Annotated in this window: 18 protein-coding genes; 16 read left to right on the top strand and 2 right to left on the bottom strand. The window is 61.1% G+C overall.

All coding sequences use genetic code 11. The features are described 5' to 3' along the window. Nucleotides 1-282 precede the first annotated feature (282 nt). Nucleotides 283-1,035 (bottom strand): response regulator transcription factor, encoded by a 753-nt coding sequence (locus HK107_RS13870; protein ID WP_173200824.1) that lies wholly within the window; start codon nt 1,033-1,035, stop codon nt 283-285. Nucleotides 1,036-1,250: 215 nt separating this feature from the next. Between HK107_RS13870 and HK107_RS13865 the strand changes: the two genes are divergently transcribed. The 8 genes from HK107_RS13865 to HK107_RS13830 all read left to right on the top strand — a co-directional run bounded on the left by HK107_RS13865 (nt 1,251) and on the right by HK107_RS13830 (nt 9,728). After that, complete coding sequence (locus tag HK107_RS13865; RefSeq protein WP_233061515.1) at nt 1,251-2,438, top strand: flagellar basal body P-ring protein FlgI; 1,188 nt, start codon at nt 1,251-1,253, stop codon at nt 2,436-2,438. Continuing rightward, complete coding sequence (locus tag HK107_RS16025) at nt 2,435-2,764, top strand: rod-binding protein (protein ID WP_173200821.1); 330 nt, start codon at nt 2,435-2,437, stop codon at nt 2,762-2,764. Before HK107_RS13865 ends, HK107_RS16025 begins: the two co-directional genes overlap by 4 nt. Next, entirely contained in the window at nt 2,761-3,282 is a 522-nt protein-coding gene (locus tag HK107_RS13855; protein ID WP_173200819.1) for a flagellar export chaperone FlgN, read from the top strand. Before HK107_RS16025 ends, HK107_RS13855 begins: the two co-directional genes overlap by 4 nt. Before the next feature lie 294 nt (nt 3,283-3,576). Then, the gene (locus tag HK107_RS13850) at nt 3,577-4,896 is read left to right on the top strand and encodes a flagellin (RefSeq protein ID WP_173200817.1); all 1,320 of its coding nucleotides are present in this window, start codon (nt 3,577-3,579) and stop codon (nt 4,894-4,896) included. Between the two features lie 92 nt (nt 4,897-4,988). Further along, nucleotides 4,989-5,390 carry a flagellar biosynthesis regulator FlaF gene (flaF, locus tag HK107_RS13845; RefSeq protein ID WP_173200810.1) on the top strand — a complete coding sequence of 134 codons (402 nt, stop codon included), beginning with the start codon at nt 4,989-4,991 and terminating at the stop codon, nt 5,388-5,390. A gap of 2 nt (nt 5,391-5,392) precedes the next feature. Continuing rightward, nucleotides 5,393-5,875: a flagellar biosynthesis repressor FlbT gene (locus tag HK107_RS13840; protein ID WP_173200808.1), complete on the top strand. Its 483-nt coding sequence runs from the start codon at nt 5,393-5,395 to the stop codon at nt 5,873-5,875. 33 nt (nt 5,876-5,908) lie between these two features. Beyond that, the gene (locus HK107_RS13835; protein ID WP_173200806.1) at nt 5,909-7,447 is read left to right on the top strand and encodes a DUF1217 domain-containing protein; all 1,539 of its coding nucleotides are present in this window, start codon (nt 5,909-5,911) and stop codon (nt 7,445-7,447) included. Between the two features lie 214 nt (nt 7,448-7,661). Then, nucleotides 7,662-9,728, top strand: a complete 2,067-nt coding sequence (locus HK107_RS13830) for an SGNH/GDSL hydrolase family protein (protein WP_173200804.1) — start codon at nt 7,662-7,664, stop codon at nt 9,726-9,728. Here HK107_RS13830 and HK107_RS13825 read toward each other — a convergent pair. Next, a complete protein-coding gene (locus HK107_RS13825; protein WP_173200802.1) occupies nt 9,725-11,173 on the bottom strand; it encodes a FliI/YscN family ATPase in 1,449 nt (482 codons plus the stop codon). The genes HK107_RS13830 and HK107_RS13825 overlap by 4 nt on opposite strands. Before the next feature lie 109 nt (nt 11,174-11,282). On the opposite strand from HK107_RS13825, the gene flgB reads away from it, so the two are divergent. The 8 genes from flgB (at nt 11,283) to HK107_RS13785 (ending at nt 17,889) form a co-directional block, all read left to right on the top strand. Continuing rightward, nucleotides 11,283-11,675 carry a flagellar basal body rod protein FlgB gene (gene flgB, locus HK107_RS13820; RefSeq protein WP_173200800.1) on the top strand — a complete coding sequence of 131 codons (393 nt, stop codon included), beginning with the start codon at nt 11,283-11,285 and terminating at the stop codon, nt 11,673-11,675. A 15-nt stretch (nt 11,676-11,690) separates the two neighbouring features. Then, nucleotides 11,691-12,104 (top strand): flagellar basal body rod protein FlgC, encoded by a 414-nt coding sequence (gene flgC / locus HK107_RS13815; RefSeq protein ID WP_173200798.1) that lies wholly within the window; start codon nt 11,691-11,693, stop codon nt 12,102-12,104. A gap of 11 nt (nt 12,105-12,115) precedes the next feature. Further along, nucleotides 12,116-12,421 (top strand): flagellar hook-basal body complex protein FliE, encoded by a 306-nt coding sequence (locus HK107_RS13810; RefSeq protein WP_173200795.1) that lies wholly within the window; start codon nt 12,116-12,118, stop codon nt 12,419-12,421. A gap of 24 nt (nt 12,422-12,445) precedes the next feature. Then, the gene (locus HK107_RS13805; RefSeq protein ID WP_173200793.1) at nt 12,446-12,721 is read left to right on the top strand and encodes a flagellar biosynthetic protein FliQ; all 276 of its coding nucleotides are present in this window, start codon (nt 12,446-12,448) and stop codon (nt 12,719-12,721) included. Nucleotides 12,722-12,837: 116 nt separating this feature from the next. After that, on the top strand, nt 12,838-15,402 hold the full coding sequence (locus HK107_RS13800) for an HWE histidine kinase domain-containing protein (protein WP_173200791.1): 2,565 nt from the start codon (nt 12,838-12,840) through the stop codon (nt 15,400-15,402). An 81-nt stretch (nt 15,403-15,483) separates the two neighbouring features. Next, complete coding sequence (locus HK107_RS13795) at nt 15,484-17,025, top strand: S10 family peptidase (protein ID WP_173200789.1); 1,542 nt, start codon at nt 15,484-15,486, stop codon at nt 17,023-17,025. Between the two features lie 78 nt (nt 17,026-17,103). Beyond that, a complete protein-coding gene (locus HK107_RS13790) occupies nt 17,104-17,418 on the top strand; it encodes a hypothetical protein (RefSeq protein WP_173200787.1) in 315 nt (104 codons plus the stop codon). 51 nt (nt 17,419-17,469) lie between these two features. Then, nucleotides 17,470-17,889, top strand: coding sequence for a Fur family transcriptional regulator (locus tag HK107_RS13785; protein WP_173200785.1), 420 nt, complete (start codon nt 17,470-17,472; stop codon nt 17,887-17,889). The last annotated feature ends 17 nt before the right edge of the window (nt 17,890-17,906 follow it).

Below are 17,906 nucleotides of genomic sequence, written 5' to 3'. Positions count from 1 at the left end.
TCCCGGGGGGAGAGGGAGGCGGTACTTGCGAGCTCCGGCGTCACCTCTCCCTCGGGGAGAGGTCGAAGACTTTCGCCAGAAAGGCTTCGGGTGAGGGCATGGCCGAGGCGAAAGAGACCCCCTCTCCATTATCGTCATCCTGAACTCGATTCAGGATCCATCGAGAAACGAAGCGCGCAGCACCGAATCAAAAAACCCGCCGTCAGGGCGACGGCGGGTTTGATAAGACTACGCTACAAAAGCTTGGTGAGCTGAGCTTGAGCGGCTTCCCGCCAGTAGCTCTTAAGCTGCGGAGCTTTTCTTCTCCGGCTTCGGCAGGGCTTTGCGGCCACCTCCGCCGAGGCGTTGGACGACGGTGTTCTCCGGCTTGTCCATCTTGTAGCCGCGGCAGTAGACCGTCTCGATGAACTGCTGACCTTCGGTCGCGTCCGAGAGCTTCTTGCGCAGCTTGCAGATGTAAACGTCGATCACCTTGTCGAAAGGCTCGCAGTCCATCGATCCGTAAACGGCCGAGTAGACGCTTTCCTTCGAGACAACCCGGCCAACATTTTTGGCGAGGTAGGTGAAGATCGCATGCTCCCGGTGGGAGAGCTTGATACGCTGGCCAGCGACTTCGGGGTCACGGCCATCATAGAAAATGGTGAGCTTGCCGAGCTTGAAGGCGGTCGACGCCTTGCCCAGCGTCCGGCGGCCACGCGCCAGGATCCGGGCTTTCAGCTCTTCGGCATTGAAAGGTTTGACGACGAAGTCGTCGGCACCCGCGCTGAACGCTCTGATCGCGAGCTGCGGGTTCTTGACGTCCGAGAGAAGAATGATCGGCGTACCGCCTGCATCCTTGTGCAGCTCTTCGATCAGCTCGCAAGGGTCCTCGACCGAGCCGACAAGGATGCCGCCATAATGAGTAAGATCCTTCCCGGCCACGACTTCGAGCTCTTCAGCCGAAGACAGGACGTCCACATCGATCTTGGAAGACTTGCATCGCGAGACCAGTGCCTCGGCGATAATCGGGTTGGGTTCCAACAGGATAATCCGCATGCTCTCTCACCACTATGTTGTCCGCCCGTTTTGCCCTGGGGCGGCGATCCTCGCCCTTGGCTTCTGCCGGTACGGGATCGACGTTCACCATGACGGGAGAAAGTAGAAAAAGAGTCACCAAGGGATTCAGAAATTCTTTGGAAATGAAACGGTTAGGGAAGACTAACAGAGTCTGAAGATTTGGGATCCTTAAAGCCCGTTTTATCTCGCTGGGTATGATCGGCGGCATGATGACCTTGCATGTCAGTGCGGCGGAGACACTCCTCCGTCGGCGGAGAACCGCCCTCAGCCACGCGCTTGCCGCCGTGGCCATCTTCCTTTGCATCACGTCGCTCCTGGCCCAGCCGGCCGCAGCGTCGTCACGGCTCAAGGATATCACCAAGATTGAAGGGGTGCGCGAGAACCAGCTCATCGGTTATGGCCTCGTGGTCGGCCTTCCAGGTTCCGGTGACCGTGCCCAGAACGCTCTTTTTACAGAGCAGTCGGTTCGCTCGATGTTGGAGCGCTTCGGCGTGGCCCTCGATGCCGACCAGATCCTCCAGACACGGAACGTTGCCGCTGTCATGGTGACCGCAGCCCTCCCCGGCTTCTCTCGCGCGGGCGACAAGATTGACGTTACCGTCTCCGCCCTTGGCGATGCCCGCAGCCTTCAAGGCGGCACGCTTCTCGTGACCCCGCTGACGGCAGCCGACGGCAATGTTTATGCGGTCGCGCAAGGCCAGCTCATCATTGGCGGCTTCCAGGCACAGGGCGCAGCAGGCTCGATCAGCCGCGGCGTCCCAACCCAGGGCCGCGTCCCTGAGGGCGCCACGGTCGAACGTGAATTGGCGTTCCCGATCAATGACCTCGACACCGTCCGCCTGATCCTCAAGAACCCCGACTTCACGACAGCCAACCGCATCGCCAGCGCCATCGACAACCGCCTGTCAGGCCGTTTCGCCCGCGCGATTGATCTGGCTACGGTCGAAGTTCAGGTGCCTTCGGACTATCGCGGCGAAGTGACGACCATGCTCGCAGATCTCGAAAGCGTTGATATTGAGACGGACGAAGTCGCCCGTGTCGTTGTCGACGAAAGCTCGGGCACGATCGTCATCGGCAACAATGTCCGTGTCTCGCCGGTCGCGATTGCCCACGGCAATATCACGATCCGCATCTCCGAGCGTCCAATCCCGTCCCAGCCCTCGCCCTTCAGCCGGGTCGGTGAGACGGTGGTCGTTCCGCGGACGGATATTCAAGTGGAAGAAGACCTTGGCAATGGCTTCCGCGTCATCGAACCGAACGTCACCCTGCAAGAACTCGTCGATGGCCTCAACGCCATGGGCGTGACGCCCCGGGACATGATCTCGATCCTCCAGACGATCAAATCGTCAGGTGCTCTTCAGGCGGAGCTTGTCGTCCAGTGATCTCTGAAATCTCCGCGCTCCCCGCTGGTGCAGACATCAAGCCTGAGCTCGATATCGCCGGCGCAGCGCGTAAGCTAGCAGCGGCGAAACCCGACGAGGCCCGCAAGGCCGCCGAAGGGTTCGAAGCTGTTTTTCTCAACCAGTTCGTCTCCTCCATGTTCAGCGGCATGAAGACCGATGGTCTTTTTGGCGGTGGCCAGGGAGAGAAGATGTGGCAGGGCTTTCTCGTCCAGCACATCGCTGATTCGTTTGCCCAGCGCGGCGGCATCGGCATCGCCGATATGGTGATGGCCGAAATCAACAAGACTTCCGAGGTCCCAGAATGAGCAAGATGATGACGCGTCTTGATGAAGAGGCCCGCGACAGCCTCTTCCCCGAATTCCGCCGCGACGAGGATGCGCCGCAGACTGACGAGCAGCAGGCCGAAGCCCCTGCCCGTCCGAAGAAAGAGCCGGTCATCCTCACCGTGATGTCCAAGCTCGCCCACGTCCTTGCCGAGGAAACGCGTCTCATCCGTGAGGGCGATTTCGAAGGCTTCGCAGCGATCCAGCGCGAAAAGGGCCAGCTCATCCGCCAGGCCGAGCGCCTTGAGAACTCCCAGCGCAACCTCCAGGCCGTCGAGGGTCTCGATCCCGAATCGCTGCAGGCAAAGCTCGAAAGCTTCAACGGCACGGTTGAGGCCAACATGCGCTCCATCGGCGCTGTAAAAGATGCCGTTACGCACGTTCGAACCGCTGCGATTCGGAAGCTCGAGGAAGAAAAAGGCGACGGGGTCTACTCCAAAGACGGAGAAAAGAAGTCCCTTCATCACCTCCCGCTCTCGGGGAACAAGGTCAAACTCTAGATCCGGGACAGTCCCGATACGGAACAGTGCGCCGCGCCAAGCCAAGCTTGGCGCGGTTTCTTTATTCTCAGCCTGAAGATCATGGTGAAGAGAGTATGAACACTGATCAAGACTCCAGACACCAGTCTTTACAGAGCGTTGATACTAATACGTACCAAGAATTCAGGGATCAGGTTTCACCCACGCTTAATCTCATTTCCCTAGCTTGGCTCCAGCACTCGGTTCGTGAGGGACCGCTTCGCCCGGCGTCAGAAGGCGCTCCTGAAAACTTGAGAACCCAAGGAGCCCATAATCATGGCATCTCTGCTTACTAACGCGTCTGCGCAAACCGCGCTTCGTACTCTCCGCAACGTTCAGTCGAACCTGCAGGAGACTCAGGACCGTATTTCGACCGGTCTTAAAGTCCGTAGCCCGAAAGAAAACCCGGCGTTCTTCCTGGTCTCGCAGACCGTCAAGGGCGACGTTGCTGTTCTCGACGGCCTGAAGGACAACCTGACGGTTGGCGTCAACACCGCCAAGACCGCAACGGCTGGTCTCAACGGCATCACCGAAGACATCAACCAGATCCAGTCGGCTCTGACCACGGCTCAAACCGGTACCGCGCTGAAGGAAGTTCAGTTCGCCATCGGCCAGGTCGTTGAGCAGATCGAAGGTCAGATCGACGCTACGTCGTTCAACGGTGTGAACCTGCTGGCTGGCAACGACACCACCACGATCACCACGACCATCACCCGCGACAACGGTTCGTTCGAGCTCTCGACCTTCACCCTGCAAGGCCAGAACCTCGACAGCCTCGAGCTCGCTGGTGTCGAAACCGCTGTCTACACCCAGGTTCAGGCTGAAGCTCAGTTCGACGCTCTCTACCGTGCGTTCAACTCCGGCTTTGCTGACCGTCTCGACGCCAATGGCGACGGCTCGGTGAACCTCGACAGCGCCACTGCTGGCACCGACTCGATCCTGACGGTCGAAGGCGGCGCAGGTGCAGAAGCTGCTGGTGAATTCACCTTCTACGGCACCGACGATGACATCGCGTTCCTCGCTTCGGTTGGCGTGACGGCAACGAACCTCGGCAAAATCGGCGACGACGTCAGCCGTGACGTGATCCAGATCGCTGACATCGCTGCTGCTCCGACGACCAACATCCAGCCTGGCGCAACCGATGCTGCGTCCGACTATGTTGCTTCGAAAGCAGCTGGTGCTGACACGGCCTTCGCTTCGGTGCAGGACGTCCTCGAACGCGCTGTGTTCTCCGACGAGAACCTCCGCGCTTTCGCCAACGACTCGGGCTTCCGCGCCGTTGCACGTCAGATCGAAGTCGCTGACCCGACCTCGGGCAACGTCCAGGCTGGCTTCGTTGTTGCTGACTCGCTCATCTCGCGCGTCAACATCTCGCAGACCGTCATCGGTGTCTTCGAGTCGACCCTCAGCTCGCGTCAGGACTTCCTGAGCGACCTGACCGACTCGCTCGAGCTCGGCGTTGCTGCCCTGATCGAAGCCGACCTCACGGAAGAGTCGAGCCGCCTCCAGTCCTTCCAGGTCCAGGAGCAGCTCGCTACCCAGGCTCTCTCGATTGCGAACCAGCGTCCGCAGTCGCTCCTGAGCCTCTTCCGTTAATCGGAATACAGACTACCGGGACCCGGAGCAAAAGCTCCGGGTCCCACCCTTCTTAGGTATCAAACCAAGAATAGTAAGGACGAGAATTGTCTATGTACGGCAGGGCACGGGCGCGAGAAGCCTACAGGAAAACGATCACCGAGACGGAGGAGCCTCGCGAGATCGAACGCAAAGTTTTCCTTCAGATCACGGGCGAACTCGAACGCGCTTCGAAAGAAGATACGAGACCTCTTTCAGGTCCGGCGCTCGACGCACTCAACCGCAATCAGAAGCTCTGGGGTGAGCTGATGTTCGATTGCGCTTTCAAGGATAACCCCCTCCCCGACCAACTGAAAGCCGGCATCATCTCGCTCGCGCTATTCGTTGATCGGCATACGCCAGAAGTCATTTCAGGCGACAAGACGATCGAGCCGCTGCTCGAAATCAACCGCAACATCATCAAGGGTCTCACCGGCCAAGGCGCGGACGCCAGCGTCCTTCAGGAAGCAGGCTGACCATGGGACTTCGATTGAGACTGCGCCCCAATGAGCGCATCATCGTCAATGGTTGTGTGCTGACCAATGGCGACCGTAGGAACACGATCACCGTGTCCAGCTTCGGTCAGGTCCTGCGCGGCAAATATGTCCTGCAGCCAGAAGATGCGAAGACGCCGATCCGCCGGCTCTACTTCACCATCCAGATGCTGCTGATCTCCGGCTGCGACGACAAAATGCTCCGCCACGCCTCCAAGCTTGGCGCCTTTGTCTTCACGCACATGGAGGATGACGACGAACGCGCTGACCTCCTCCAGGCGATGGACATGGTCCACCTTCGCGACTTCTACAAAGCCCTGGTGAAGCTTCACCCGCTTCTCGAGCTTGGTCAGGAGGCTGAGGAAGCAACCGAAGTTCCTTCCGAACTCGAAGCCGAGAACCAGGCGTTCCACGCGGCCGTGCAGGAGCGCATGACAAGCAAATCCATGGAGCGCGCCCACGGCTAGTCCGTAGGCACATCTTCCGCCGGAGCAAGAGCGATGACCTCGACCTATCTTGGATATCTGACCTTCGAGAGAAACTACGGACGCCCACTCGGCCCCGTGGACTTCACCGAGGCCGAGGGCCGTCGCGACCTCACGGAGGAAGCGGTCTACTTCAAGAAGAACATCGGCAAGGTTTCGACCGGCGCCGAGCTCGTCAAGGATGAGCGCCTCCTGAACTACGCGCTCACCGCCTTTGGTCTTTCTGACCAGGTGGAGAGCACCGAGCAGATCATCGCTGTCCTCGATGGCGGTATCTTCGATCCGTTTGCGGATGAAGCCAAGCTGGCTGGCGGTCCGAAGAACGACATCGACACCCTTGCCAACGCTTTCTGGTTCTCCGACAGCCTCGTCTTCGACTTCGAAAAAGACGCAGCCATCCAGAACGTGGTCGGCAAGTTCGCGCTCAACACCCAGCTCGGCATCACCGAAGCCCAGGCCGAGCTCGACTATTTCCGCGACAACATCAAGCTGGTGAATTCCGGCGAAGACCTCGTCCGGAACGAGCGCCTTCTTGGCTTTGTCCTGACCGCCTTCAAGCTCGACGGCGAAGAGGGCAATTCGGAGCTGATCGGCAAGGCGCTCGATGCGGGCTTCTACAATCCTTCCGCAGGCATCCGCGCCGTCGACTCGCCAGCCAACACGCTGGTCGATAGCCGCTGGGGCAGCTTCGCCCGCGCCTTTGCCTTTGCAGAAATCGGTGACGGCAACGTCCGTAACCCGAGCTTCCTCGACAGTGTCGTTGAGCGCTACAACCGCGAGACCCTCTCCGCCGAGGCCAAAGCCAGCCGAGAGACCGGTCGTCAGGTGCCCCTCCAGAGGTTCAATGAGCGCGAGATTCAGTACTTCCGCGAGAACATCTCAAAAGTGGCGACTGCTGAAGATCTCCTTGCGGACGAACGCCTCTATCGTTTCGCACTCACGGCATTCGACCTCGAAAGCCAGGTCGACAGCCGCGCCCTCGTCAAGAAGGTGCTCGATGAAGGCGTCGATGACGAGAACGGCCTCGCGAACAAGCTGGTCGACAAGAAATTCCGCGACTTCGCAGCAGCCTTCAGGCTCGCCGAAGATGGCGACCTCAAGACCCGAAATCCCAACTTCGTCGATGACGTTATCGAGAAGTTCAAACGGGTAAAGGTCGAAGATGGTGCGGGTGAGGACAATATTGGCGTCCGCCTCGCCGCCTATTTCGATCGCAAGGCGAACAATCTCAACAGCTGGTTCCAGATCCTGGGTGACCGGGCCCTGCGCGAGGTCGTCTTCACGGCCCTCGACCTGCCCGATGAGATGCAGAAGACGAACCCGGACAAGCTGGCCGAGATCTTCGAGAAGCGCCTCAAGCTTGAGGACCTCAACAATCCTCAAGAGCGCCAGAAGTTCATCCAGCGGTTCACCCTGCTCTACGATATCAAGAACGGCGCCCCGGGCTTCGCCTCCAACACGCTCAGCCTCTACGGGATCTTCCCTGACGCAGGCGGCGGCGGAAACGGCGTGGTCTCGATCGACCCAGGCACCCTCGGCGCGACGTTCTTCTAAGCGGCCGGAAATTTGCCGTGACCAGATCACTTCGGGGCAAGTTCTTGAAGTCTATAACGTTTTCGTGGCAGCGCAGCACAGTCTTCGGCTAGGGCCGGAAGCTGAACGCTTGCCGCGTTCGTTTCGGCTGCGCAAACAACCACCGCACGAAAAGATTGCTCCTCTGTCAGGATGACCCATCGTTTCCTCAACCATAAAAATGGAGGAAACAGCGTTGAAACTTCAAAAGAAAACCCTTCGCGGGCTGCTCATGGCAGGAGCGGCGACGGGCCTACTGGGCACGGCGTCCGCCCAGCAGGTCTATAGCTTTGGCGATAGCCTGTCCGATACAGGCAATGCCAACGACTTCTCTCTCGGCCTCGTGGCAGGCGGCGACTATTTCGATGGCCGCTTCTCGAACGGCTATCTGTGGACTGACTATATATCCTATTCCTCTACGGGTGAGCTACAGCGCAAGAACCCCGGGCTCATCGGTCCTTACTTCACCCGCACTTCCCGGCCCTACAACTTCGCCCATGGCGGCGCGGTGTCCGGCAAGCTCAGCTCGAGCGTCAATACAGGGCTTCTGTCAGGGCTCGGTTTCCTGTCGAACATCGCAGCTTTCCGCGTGGTCGATCAGGCCAAGCACTTCCGTGACCAGAGCTTCTTTGGACGGACATTCCGGTCAAGCTCCCTCGATTATGCGACGATCTCAGCGGGCGGGAACGACTATTTCGCTGGCGAGACCGACGTCGTCCGTGTTGTGAACAACATCTTTCAGGCGATCGACTATATCGACGATGGCGGGATCAGGAGCTTCTTCCTCCTCGACGTTCCCAATGTCGGCGACACGCCTGCGAACTTCGGGACCAGCGGCCAGGCGCAGCTCAACGCCCTGTCCCAGAGCCACAATGTCCTCCTTCGCGACCGGGCGCTTCTATACGAAGCCGCTAACCCCGGATCGATCCTTGCCGTCGTACCCGCGGCAAGGTTGTTCGAGCTCGTCCGGGAGGATGCGCTCCTCAATGGCGGCGCCGTCTACGGCTTCACCAACGTCCAGCCGGGGGCGGGGACGACGGGCAACTGCCTCGGCGATGGCCTCGTCCTTTCGGCCTGTCCGAGGGGGTATCTCTTCTACGACGATATCCACCCCACGGCGCCAGCTCACTACATCGTGGCGGACCTCGCCATCGCGACCTTCCAGGCCAAGCTCTACGGGTTCGCTGAGCCCCTGGCCCGGACGTCGACCTCGAAGCAGACGACATCGACATCGTCCCGTGTTGTCGCCAACCGTGTACAGGCGCTCAAGCTGGGCCTGACGGGCTCGGCCATACTTACCGATCCCTTCAGTACGCCGAACTTTTCCGGCATCGCGGAGGGCAATCTCGGCATGCAGACCATCCCCGGCCAGGTCCTCGGCGAGCAACGCTTCTCGGTCTACAGCTTTGCCGAAGGCTCGTGGAGCGAGCTGGCTGCCGCAGGCCGCGACCTCGCTCCGCAGACGGAGTTCTTGTCGGGAACGCTGGGCCTGACGCCGGGTGAGACGACCTTCACCATGGGTGCGGACTATCTCCTGCCAAGCGATGTGGCCATCGGAGCAAACATGACGAGGGGCAGCTTCGACCGCCAGAACTTCGGTGCGCTCAGCTACGACGAGACCCGCGCGGTCACCGTCTATGGCGCCATGTTCCGTGGGCCGATGACCTACACGCTCAAGGCTTCGTCGACGATCAATGAGCAGCAGACGAGGCGTCAGACCTTCTTCCGCTACCAGCCCTTCGTGAACTCGGATAGCCGCTCGGCGCTCCGCGAGGTCACAGCAGAAGCTGACTACGGAAAGGAGCTCGGCGCATGGCGGCTAGGCGCGGTGGCAAGGGCAGCGGCAGCCGTTCTTGATCTCGATGCCTTCGAAGAAGAGGGAAGCCGGGGCCTTCTTGACAGGTCCGTCCGTGATCAGAGCATCACCGGGTATAGTGCCTATCTTGGCCTCAAGGCCTCACGCGCCCTGCCCCGGGCGTTCGGCTATGGTCAGCTTACCTTCCAGACTGGCCCGGTTGCCGGTAGCGACCGCACCCTCGGCTATGCCGGTGTCGTCGGTGACGCGCTGCTCTTCGGTTCCATGCCCGACGCGATCTCCCGCCAGGACCCGATGCGCGGTGTGGGGCAGGAGGGCCTTTTCGGCTCCGCCAGCCTTCAGTTCTCGAAGTCAGACCGGATGAGCTTCGCGGCCCGCGCGGCAGGGGTACAAACCCTTCAGGGTGCGGACCACGTTGTGGAGCTGAACGCAGCCTTCCGGTTCTAAGAAGCCAATGCCTGCTCGCCTGGGCTCACCATGGCGGGCAGGTTTTCAGGTTCCGTGGCGACGCTCTCCTGCGCCGCATCGCCAGCCTGAGGAGCTTCTTCGATATCGAGGTGGCTCTTCAGGAACTTCATGCCCTCGGACGCGCGCATGCTTTCATTGCGGTCCTGGTGGCAGAAGGTCTCGAGACCGGGGACCTTCGCAATCGCCTTGTCGGCCTCGGGGTCGGAACCTTTTTTGTAGAGACCAATCGAGATGATGTCGCGCTTTTCTTCGTAGACGGAGAGAAGCCGCCGTGCTTCAGCGGCTGCGAGAGCATCGTTCTCACCGACATAACAGTCTGGCGCGAGGCGCGACACCGAACCCGGCACGTCAATCGCCGGAAAACGCCCGCGGGTTGCGATGTTGCGTGACAGGACCAAGTGACCGTCGAGAATACCGCGCGTTGCGTCAGCGATCGGGTCTTCATGGTCGTCGCCGTCGACAAGCACCGTCGCGCAGAGGGTGATGTCCCCCTGCTCATCCATTCCGGGCCCGGAGCGTTCCAGCAGATGTGCCAGCTCTCCGAACACCGAAGGCGGGAAACCCCGCGCCGAGGGGGGCTCGCCTACGGCAAGGCCGATTTCGCGCAGGGCGTGAGCAAAGCGCGTCACCGAATCCATCATGCAGAAGACATGGCGTCCACGTTTGCGCTGGTCCTCAGCCACGGCCATGGTGAGGTAAGCCGCCTGCCGCCGCGCCAGCGGGCTTTCGTCCGAAGTCGCCACGACGACGATGGTGCGCTTCAGGCCCTCCTCACCAAGGTCGCGCTGCAGGAACTCCTGCACCTCGCGCCCCCGCTCGCCGATCAGGCCGATGACGTTGACGTCCGCTGCGCTCGACCGCGCCAGCATCGAAAGAAGCGTCGACTTACCAACGCCCGAGCCTGCGAAGATGCCCATCCTCTGCCCACGGCAGATCGGCGTGAAAGCATCAATGGCCCGGACGCCCGTATCGAGCATCGCGCCAACCCTGCGCCTTGCAAAAGCTGGCGGCGGGGTGCCCTTCAAAGGCGTCGCAAACGGACCTTCAGGCAGCGGACCTTTGCCATCGATGGGCTGGGCCATCGGACCGATCACCCGGCCGAGCCAGCCATCGGACACGCGGATACGGAAACGTTTTTCAGGGAAAGTGACGCGAGCACCCGAGGCGACCCCTTCGGTATCCTCGAAGCTCATGAGGAGCGACTGGTCCTGCTCGACCCCCACCACCTGGCACTGGATCGGCTTCATGTCCCGCCGCTCGACAGTGCAGAGGTCGCCTGCGGAGAGAACCCCCGACAGCCCCCGAACCTTCAGGATCATTCCGAGGGCCGATGCAATCTCACCCTCCCACACAGGACCCGGTAGTCCGCGCAGGCGCGATGCGGCCTCATCAAGGGCACGGGAAGCGGCGTTTCTCTCGCTCATCAGGCTCTCCTTCTCGAAAGCAGAGCCTTTCTGACCCCCTAATCTTTTATGCAGGTTTAAGCTCGTGCTGGTCATCTGAGGGACGAACCCCGTGAGGAGAACTCCCACCATGATCGACGGCATCAGCCTGTTCACGACCATGACGAACAAGATGGACTACCTGACGACACGGCATACGCTGCTGGCGCAGAACGTCGCGAACGCCGATACGCCCGGCTACAAGGCGCAGGACCTCAAGAATTTCACCGAAGCCCTCCGCACCGTGAAGCCCGCAGGGATGCTGGCCACCCACGGTCGGCACATGATTGCAGAGCTGGGCAACACGACCTTCCGCGAGGACAATGCGGTCGGCGGTTGGGAGACGGCTCCTTCGGGCAACCAGGTCACCCTCGAAGAGCAGATGATCAACGCAGCGGACAACGCGCGGGACTATCAGCTCTCTACCCAACTCATGAAAAAGCACGTCGGCATGATGAAAGCCGTCCTCAACACGCGCACCTAAGGGAAGCACTGACCAATGGACGCCATTTCAGCAGCCATGAAGATCGCAGGCTCCGGCCTCGAAGCGCAGTCGCTTCGTGTCCGGATGGTCTCCGAGAACATCGCCAACGCCAACTCGCTCGGCTCGGCCCCTGGCGCAGATCCCTACCGCCGCAAGACTATCGTCTTCCAACCTGAGTTCGACCGCGCCCTCGGCGCTGACACGGTCACGGTCAAGAAGATCGGCGTCGATCCCGGCGAGTTCACCCTCTCCTACGATCCAAGCCATCCGGCTGCGGACCAGAAGGGCTACGTCAAGGTTCCGAACGTCAACACGCTGATCGAAATGACCGACATGCGCGAGGCGACCCGCTCCTATGACGCCAACCTCAACGTCATCGAACAGGCGCGCGGCATGGCTATGGCCACCCTCGCCCTCCTCGACAATTAAGGACTAACCCCATGATCGAAGCGATTGCAGCCATCAGCGGGACCCAGATGGGCGGCGCCTCCGCCGTTCAGAGTTCACAGTCTGTTAAGAACGTTCCGGCGATGAGTTTCACCGAAGCGCTGAAATCGACCGCCGTGCAGCAGATCGAGACCGTGCAGGCTTCCGAGGCGATGACCATGAACGCCATGCACGGAAAAGCCTCGCTGCAGGATGTCGTTCAGTCGACCGTGCAGGCTGAGCTGGCCGTCGAGACATCCCTGGCGATCAGGAACAAGATGATCGAGGCCTATCAGGAAATCATGCGGATGCCGATCTAAGGCGTCCGCGCCAAGGGGCAGACCATGACCGAGGCCGACGTCATTCAAATCATCCGTGAGGGCTTCCTCACCGCCATGATCATCTGCGGCCCGCCGCTGATCGCAGGCACGATCACAGGCCTCGGCGTCGCCCTCTTCCAGGCCCTGACCCAGGTGCAGGAGATGACCCTGACCTTCGTTCCGAAGTTCGCGGCGATCTTCATCACCATCGTCTTCTGCCTGCCGCTGACCTTCCAGCGCATCTCGATGTACGCCGCCCTGATTGGCGACAAGATCATCAGGAGCCAGGCAGGCGGCTGATCGGATCAGCCTTAACCTAAGTAAAAACTGCTGTTTTTCAGGCCTGTGTGTCGCAGGCCACTCGCCTCCATGCCTTGCCGATCTAGTTTCCCTTTGGAACCTCATGGGGAGCACCGATGGCAGACGGTGAAATGACAGTCGAAGAGCTGTCGGTTGAGAATTGCGACAAGGAACCGATCCACATCCCAGGAACGGTCCAGCCCTTCGCGGCCCTGATCGCAGGACCACTTTCCCTCGATACCGTCGACTTCGCCAGTGAGAACCTGGCCGAGTTCCTTGGCATCGAGGCCAAGTCAGTGCTCGGCAACGAATGGTCGTCAGTTCTTCCCGACGATGTCCTCCACGACATTCGCAACGTCCTCTCCTTCTCCACATCCGCCGCCCAGCGCGAGCGGGTCGGTCAGTATGAGCTCCGCGGCAACAAGATCGAGGTCTACGCCCATCGGTCCCCCGGCGAACGCGCCATTGTTGAGTTCGAGCGCGGCGAAGCTCAACCGCTTCACACCAACCGGTCCGCCCTCGAACAGGCCCGCCTGTTCATCGCGCGTGCCGGCGCCGAGCAGACCGTCGACCGCATGCTCAAAGCCGCCGTTGTCGGACTGCGGTCCCTCTCGGGCTACGATCGGGTGAAGGCCTATCGCTATGATGATGATGGCAGTGGCGAGGTCGTCGCTGAAGCGCGCGCGCCTGATGTCCCGAGCTATCTCGGACTGCGCTATCCCGCATGGGATGTTCCTGCGCAGGCAAGGGCACTTCAGGTCAAGAACCCCGTCCGGATCACCAGCGACGTCTATCAGGAGCCCGTCACCGTGCTGGCCCGGACCGCCGATCTCGATCCGCTCGACATGTCGCTTGCACACACAAGGGGCGTCTCACCCATCCACGTTCAGTACCTCAAGAACATGGGTGTCGGCGGTACGCTGACGATTGGCCTTGTTGTCGACGGCAAGCTCTGGGGCATGTTCGCCTGCCACCATATGAGCCCGCGGGTCATCACCTCGGATGTCAGGATTGCATGCGAGCTCTTCGGACAGATCATGTCGCTTCTCGTGAAGGAGAAGACAGAAAGCGAGCAAGTCGCGGCGCGCGCAAGAGCCGCCGCCGCCCGCCAGCAGATCATCGCCGAGACCGATGCGACGACGGACCTTCTGAAGGCCTTTCCGAGCATTTCAAAAGTCTTCCGTAAGCTTATTAATTGTGATGGTATGGCCATCTTGCGTGACGACAAGCTGCAGACAGATGCTTCTGTACCGAGTTCAGAAGCCATCCGCGCAGTCGGTGGTTTTAACCCCCATGACGAAGATTTGCTCAAGGGGACAGACTCTCTGCAGGCTGATGGCTGGCACAACGGTCACGACCTCGGCGACACTGCCGGATGTCTGATCGTGCGGGCAACGGCCGCCTATCCACTCCAGCTCATGTTCTTCCGTGATGAGAAAATCAAGAAAGTCCTATGGGGCGGAAAGCCCGAGAAAAAGGTCGAGGACAGCCCCTTCGGCCCGCGAATCTCGCCCCGTGGTTCCTTTGATGCGTATCAGGACGAGCAGTGCGGTCGGTCCGAACCGTGGCAGCTCTTCGATCTGACGAGTGCCCGCGAAATCCAGATCATGCTCACGCAGATCACGGCGAAGGGCGAACGCCAGCAGCTCTCGCGTCACAAGGACCTTGTGACTCATCAGCGTCAGCAGGACCTGATGATCGCCGAGCTCAACCACCGTGTAAAGAACATCCTTGCACTGATCCGGTCGCTTTCGCGGCAAGCCAAGGAGAGCTCGGCGTCGCTGGAAAGCTATGCTCTTGCGCTCGAGCAACGCATCGCAGCCCTCGCCGCTGCGCACGACCTCGCGGTCTCCGGATCGAAGCAAGGCGTCGGCCTCAAGGGCATTCTCGATACGGAACTTGTTCCCTACACCAAGCCGGACCTTTCCCAGGTCCTGATGTCGGGACCCGTCGTCGGTCTTCGCCCGGACGTCGCACCGATGATCGCCCTCGTCTTCCACGAGATTGTCACCAATGCTGCGAAGTATGGCGCCCTCTCCAACGGCGACGGCATCATTCAGGTCCGCTGGGAGCTCGAGGAAAGAGGCATCAACTTCCGCTGGCGCGAAGTCGGCGGGCCTCCGGTTGAGCCGCCAAAGCGTCACGGCTTCGGGCGCACACTGATTGAACGCGCCATCCCTTACGAGTTTGACGGCACCGTTGATCTTGAATACAAACCCCAGGGCCTCGAGTTCCGATTTACTCTCCCCACGGACTGCCTTGTTGACCTCGAGGAAGACACCAAGGTCGAGCTCACGGGCAAGGTCGGTGAGATCAAGCGCGTTGCGTCGGACCAGACCGCGCTTCTCGTGGAGGACAATCTGGTCCTCGCCATGGATATGGTCGACAGCATCTCCCGCCTTGGCGCAGAGCATATCGAGACGGCCGCGACCGTGGAGACGGCTCTCCGTGAGCTGAAGATGCACAAGTTCGACTTCGCCGTGCTCGACATGAACCTGCGCGGCACGGTCTCCTTCGAAATCGCCGAGCGACTGATCGAGCTGCAGATCCCCTTCATCTTCGTCACCGGCTACGGCTCACGCATCGATGTGCCTCCGGAGCTGCGGGACATCCCGATCCTGACCAAGCCTGTGGATGATGGAAGCCTGAGTCACGCCTTGGGAACGATTCTCAAGGGCTGACCCTCGCGCCCAGCCACTGGACCCAGCGCCTTTGCTGCCGCACGCTCCTCCCCAAGGAACGGGAATGAGGAGAGCGTCGCCGTGAAATCACTCGCCATTTTGGGGTTCGCCGCAAGCGCAGCGCTGACCAGCGCCTTCGCAGACGACCATGCCGCTGAGAGCGAGGTCGCCGCGCTGCCTGTGGCGCCTCCTGTGTCATTCACCAGTGAACACCGAGGCCGGTTCGGAGGCGAAACTGTCTCCTACATTGCCAAGGCTGGCGAGACCCACCTGAAAAACGAAGCTGGCGATGCCGTCGCGAGCTTCTTCTCCTTCTCCTACGTCAAGAAAGACGCAGGCCCCGACCGCCCCGTGACCTTCGTCTTCAACGGCGGCCCCGGGTCAGCATCGGTCTGGCTGCACATGGGCATGCTCGGACCCCAGCGGGTGGTCGTGGCCTCGGATGCGGACGAAGATGATGGCGCCGCGCCCTACGAGATGGTGGCGAACCCCGAGAGCCCCCTCGACCTCACGGACCTCGTCTTCATCGACCCCATCGGCACCGGCTGGAGCCGCACCGTCGGCGAGGGCGACCCCAAGGACTATTGGAGCCAGTCAGGCGACACCGAATCCATTTCTGAGTTCATGCGCCAGTGGATCAGGGAGCAAGGTCGCTGGAACGCACCCAAATACATCGTCGGCGAGAGCTTCGGCACCATGCGCGCGGTGCAGATCGCCCATCACCTGACCACATCGAGCCAGCACAACATGGCCCTCAACGGTCTCGCGCTCATCTCGAACGCCCTCGACTATGAGGGCTCGACCTCCGTGCACGACAATTTCTATTCCTACGTCACCTACCTGCCGACCATGGCCGCCACCTCGCATTATCACGGCGTGGTCGGCGAGGGCGAAAGCCTTGAGGACTGGATGGACGAAGCGCGGGCGTTCGCTGGCGGAGCCTACGCGACAGCACTCCTTCGCGGGCAGATGCTCTCCGCCTCCGAACGCCGCGAAGTGGCCGAGACCTTCAGCGATCTGACGGGCCTCTCCACCGACTACATCCTCCGCTCGGACCTCCGGGTGCTGAAGGACCGCTACCGCAAGGAAATCCTGCGCGACAAAGGCGTTGCGATCGGCAGCCTCGACAGCCGCTACATGGTCGATGAAGCCGATGACGTGGCCGAGCGCCCCTCCGTGGACCCCGCATCGGCCTCCATTGGCGCAGCCTACGCCTCAAGCTTCATGGCCCACATCACCGGCGAGCTCGACGTCGAGATGGAGCGCCCCTACAATTTCTCGAGCTCCGACGCGTCGCGGAACTGGATCTATCGCCCGAACGCCGAAGGCAGCTGGTGGGAGCCGAGCTACGTCAATGTCGCCCGCAAGCTCTCGGACGCCATGCGGGTCAACAAGGACCTCGACGTCTGGGTCGCCAACGGCATCTACGACCTCGTCACGCCCTTTTTCGACGCCGAAATGACCTTTGCGAGGCACGGCATTCCGGCCAAGCGGGTCAGCATGACCTACTACGAGGCCGGCCACATGATGTATGTCCACGAACCCGCCCGCGAGGCCCTGATGAAGGACATGCGCGCCTTCCTCGAGGGAGAGCTTCCCAAGTGGGAGGCGGTGCAGGACTAAGCGGCACAACACCACATTCGACGAGGGGCAGGGCGGGTATTGCTCGTCAAGCGCCCCAAGAACGTGTATGGGATTTTCATGGTTAACGTTAGCCAGTATCTGCGGGACCCCTCAGGTCCCCTCCGCGCGCTCTGCGCAGGAGCGGTGCTGGCCTTCATTTTGGCGTTCTTTGTTGCCGCCGAGCACGACCATGACGCCGACAACCACGCGGTCCATCTCGGCGCCTGCCTTCTCTGCTCGGCAAGCTCCGATGATCCGCTCGATGTCCCGCCTGAGAGCGGGGCCACGAAGCCAGCCACCTCCCTTCTCCCCGCCGAGCTCGCCTGGTCCGTCCAGCCGTGCACGGAAGCGAGCCTGCCTGACGGGCTGACCTGCCGGGGCCCGCCTGCCTGATCGACTGCTCTCCATCATTTTTCGGAAGACATTCGATCAGGGAACATCATCATGTCACTCACCGCCATCGCGGACAGTCCGCGCGCTCTTCCCGAGCGTGCCAAGCTTACCCGCAACGACCGAATGGTCCTCGACAGCCTCAGGGGCTTCGGGCGCCCCATGAAGGCCTTCGACCTCCTCGAAAGCCTGCGCCATGAAGGCATCAACGCACCGATGACCGTCTACCGAGCCCTCTCCCGCCTCGCGGAGAAGGGGAAGGTCAGGAAGATAGAGTCCCTCAACGCCTTTTACGCCATACCGCCAGAAGCCGAAGACGCCAGCGGCGCCTTCCTCCTCTGCCAGACCTGCGGCTCGGTCGAGTTCCAGAAGGTGGACGCAGGCTGGGTCGAAAGCCTCCTGCCAGACCGCCCCATCCTCGACGCATCCATCGAGCTGAAAGTGGTCTGCTCACCGGGCTGCCGGAAGCACTAGGACGCTCCTCGGCGGCC

The sequence above is a fragment of the Parvularcula mediterranea genome (assembly GCF_013085255.1).
Lineage (GTDB): Bacteria > Pseudomonadota > Alphaproteobacteria > Caulobacterales > Parvularculaceae > Parvularcula > Parvularcula mediterranea.
Note: the sequence above shows the minus strand (reverse complement) of the source record. Positions and strands in the feature narration are given on the sequence as shown.

Bases quoted from the DNA above. Each gene is read 5' to 3' on its own strand.
- HK107_RS13865 (WP_233061515.1), top strand. From the start codon at position 1,251: ATGATCGGCGGCATGATGACCTTGCATGTCAGTGCGGCGGAGACACTC.
- HK107_RS13785 (WP_173200785.1), top strand. From the start codon at position 17,470: ATGTCACTCACCGCCATCGCGGACAGTCCGCGCGCTCTTCCCGAGCGT.
- HK107_RS13790 (WP_173200787.1), top strand. From the start codon at position 17,104: ATGGTTAACGTTAGCCAGTATCTGCGGGACCCCTCAGGTCCCCTCCGC.
- HK107_RS13810 (WP_173200795.1), top strand. From the start codon at position 12,116: ATGATCGAAGCGATTGCAGCCATCAGCGGGACCCAGATGGGCGGCGCC.
- HK107_RS13840 (WP_173200808.1), top strand. From the start codon at position 5,393: ATGGGACTTCGATTGAGACTGCGCCCCAATGAGCGCATCATCGTCAAT.
- HK107_RS13855 (WP_173200819.1), top strand. From the start codon at position 2,761: ATGAGCAAGATGATGACGCGTCTTGATGAAGAGGCCCGCGACAGCCTC.
- HK107_RS13835 (WP_173200806.1), top strand. From the start codon at position 5,909: ATGACCTCGACCTATCTTGGATATCTGACCTTCGAGAGAAACTACGGA.
- HK107_RS13870 (WP_173200824.1), bottom strand. From the start codon at position 1,035: ATGCGGATTATCCTGTTGGAACCCAACCCGATTATCGCCGAGGCACTG.
- HK107_RS13850 (WP_173200817.1), top strand. From the start codon at position 3,577: ATGGCATCTCTGCTTACTAACGCGTCTGCGCAAACCGCGCTTCGTACT.
- flaF (WP_173200810.1), top strand. From the start codon at position 4,989: ATGTACGGCAGGGCACGGGCGCGAGAAGCCTACAGGAAAACGATCACC.
- HK107_RS13805 (WP_173200793.1), top strand. From the start codon at position 12,446: ATGACCGAGGCCGACGTCATTCAAATCATCCGTGAGGGCTTCCTCACC.
- HK107_RS13825 (WP_173200802.1), bottom strand. From the start codon at position 11,173: ATGAGCGAGAGAAACGCCGCTTCCCGTGCCCTTGATGAGGCCGCATCG.
- flgC (WP_173200798.1), top strand. From the start codon at position 11,691: ATGGACGCCATTTCAGCAGCCATGAAGATCGCAGGCTCCGGCCTCGAA.
- flgB (WP_173200800.1), top strand. From the start codon at position 11,283: ATGATCGACGGCATCAGCCTGTTCACGACCATGACGAACAAGATGGAC.
- HK107_RS13800 (WP_173200791.1), top strand. From the start codon at position 12,838: ATGGCAGACGGTGAAATGACAGTCGAAGAGCTGTCGGTTGAGAATTGC.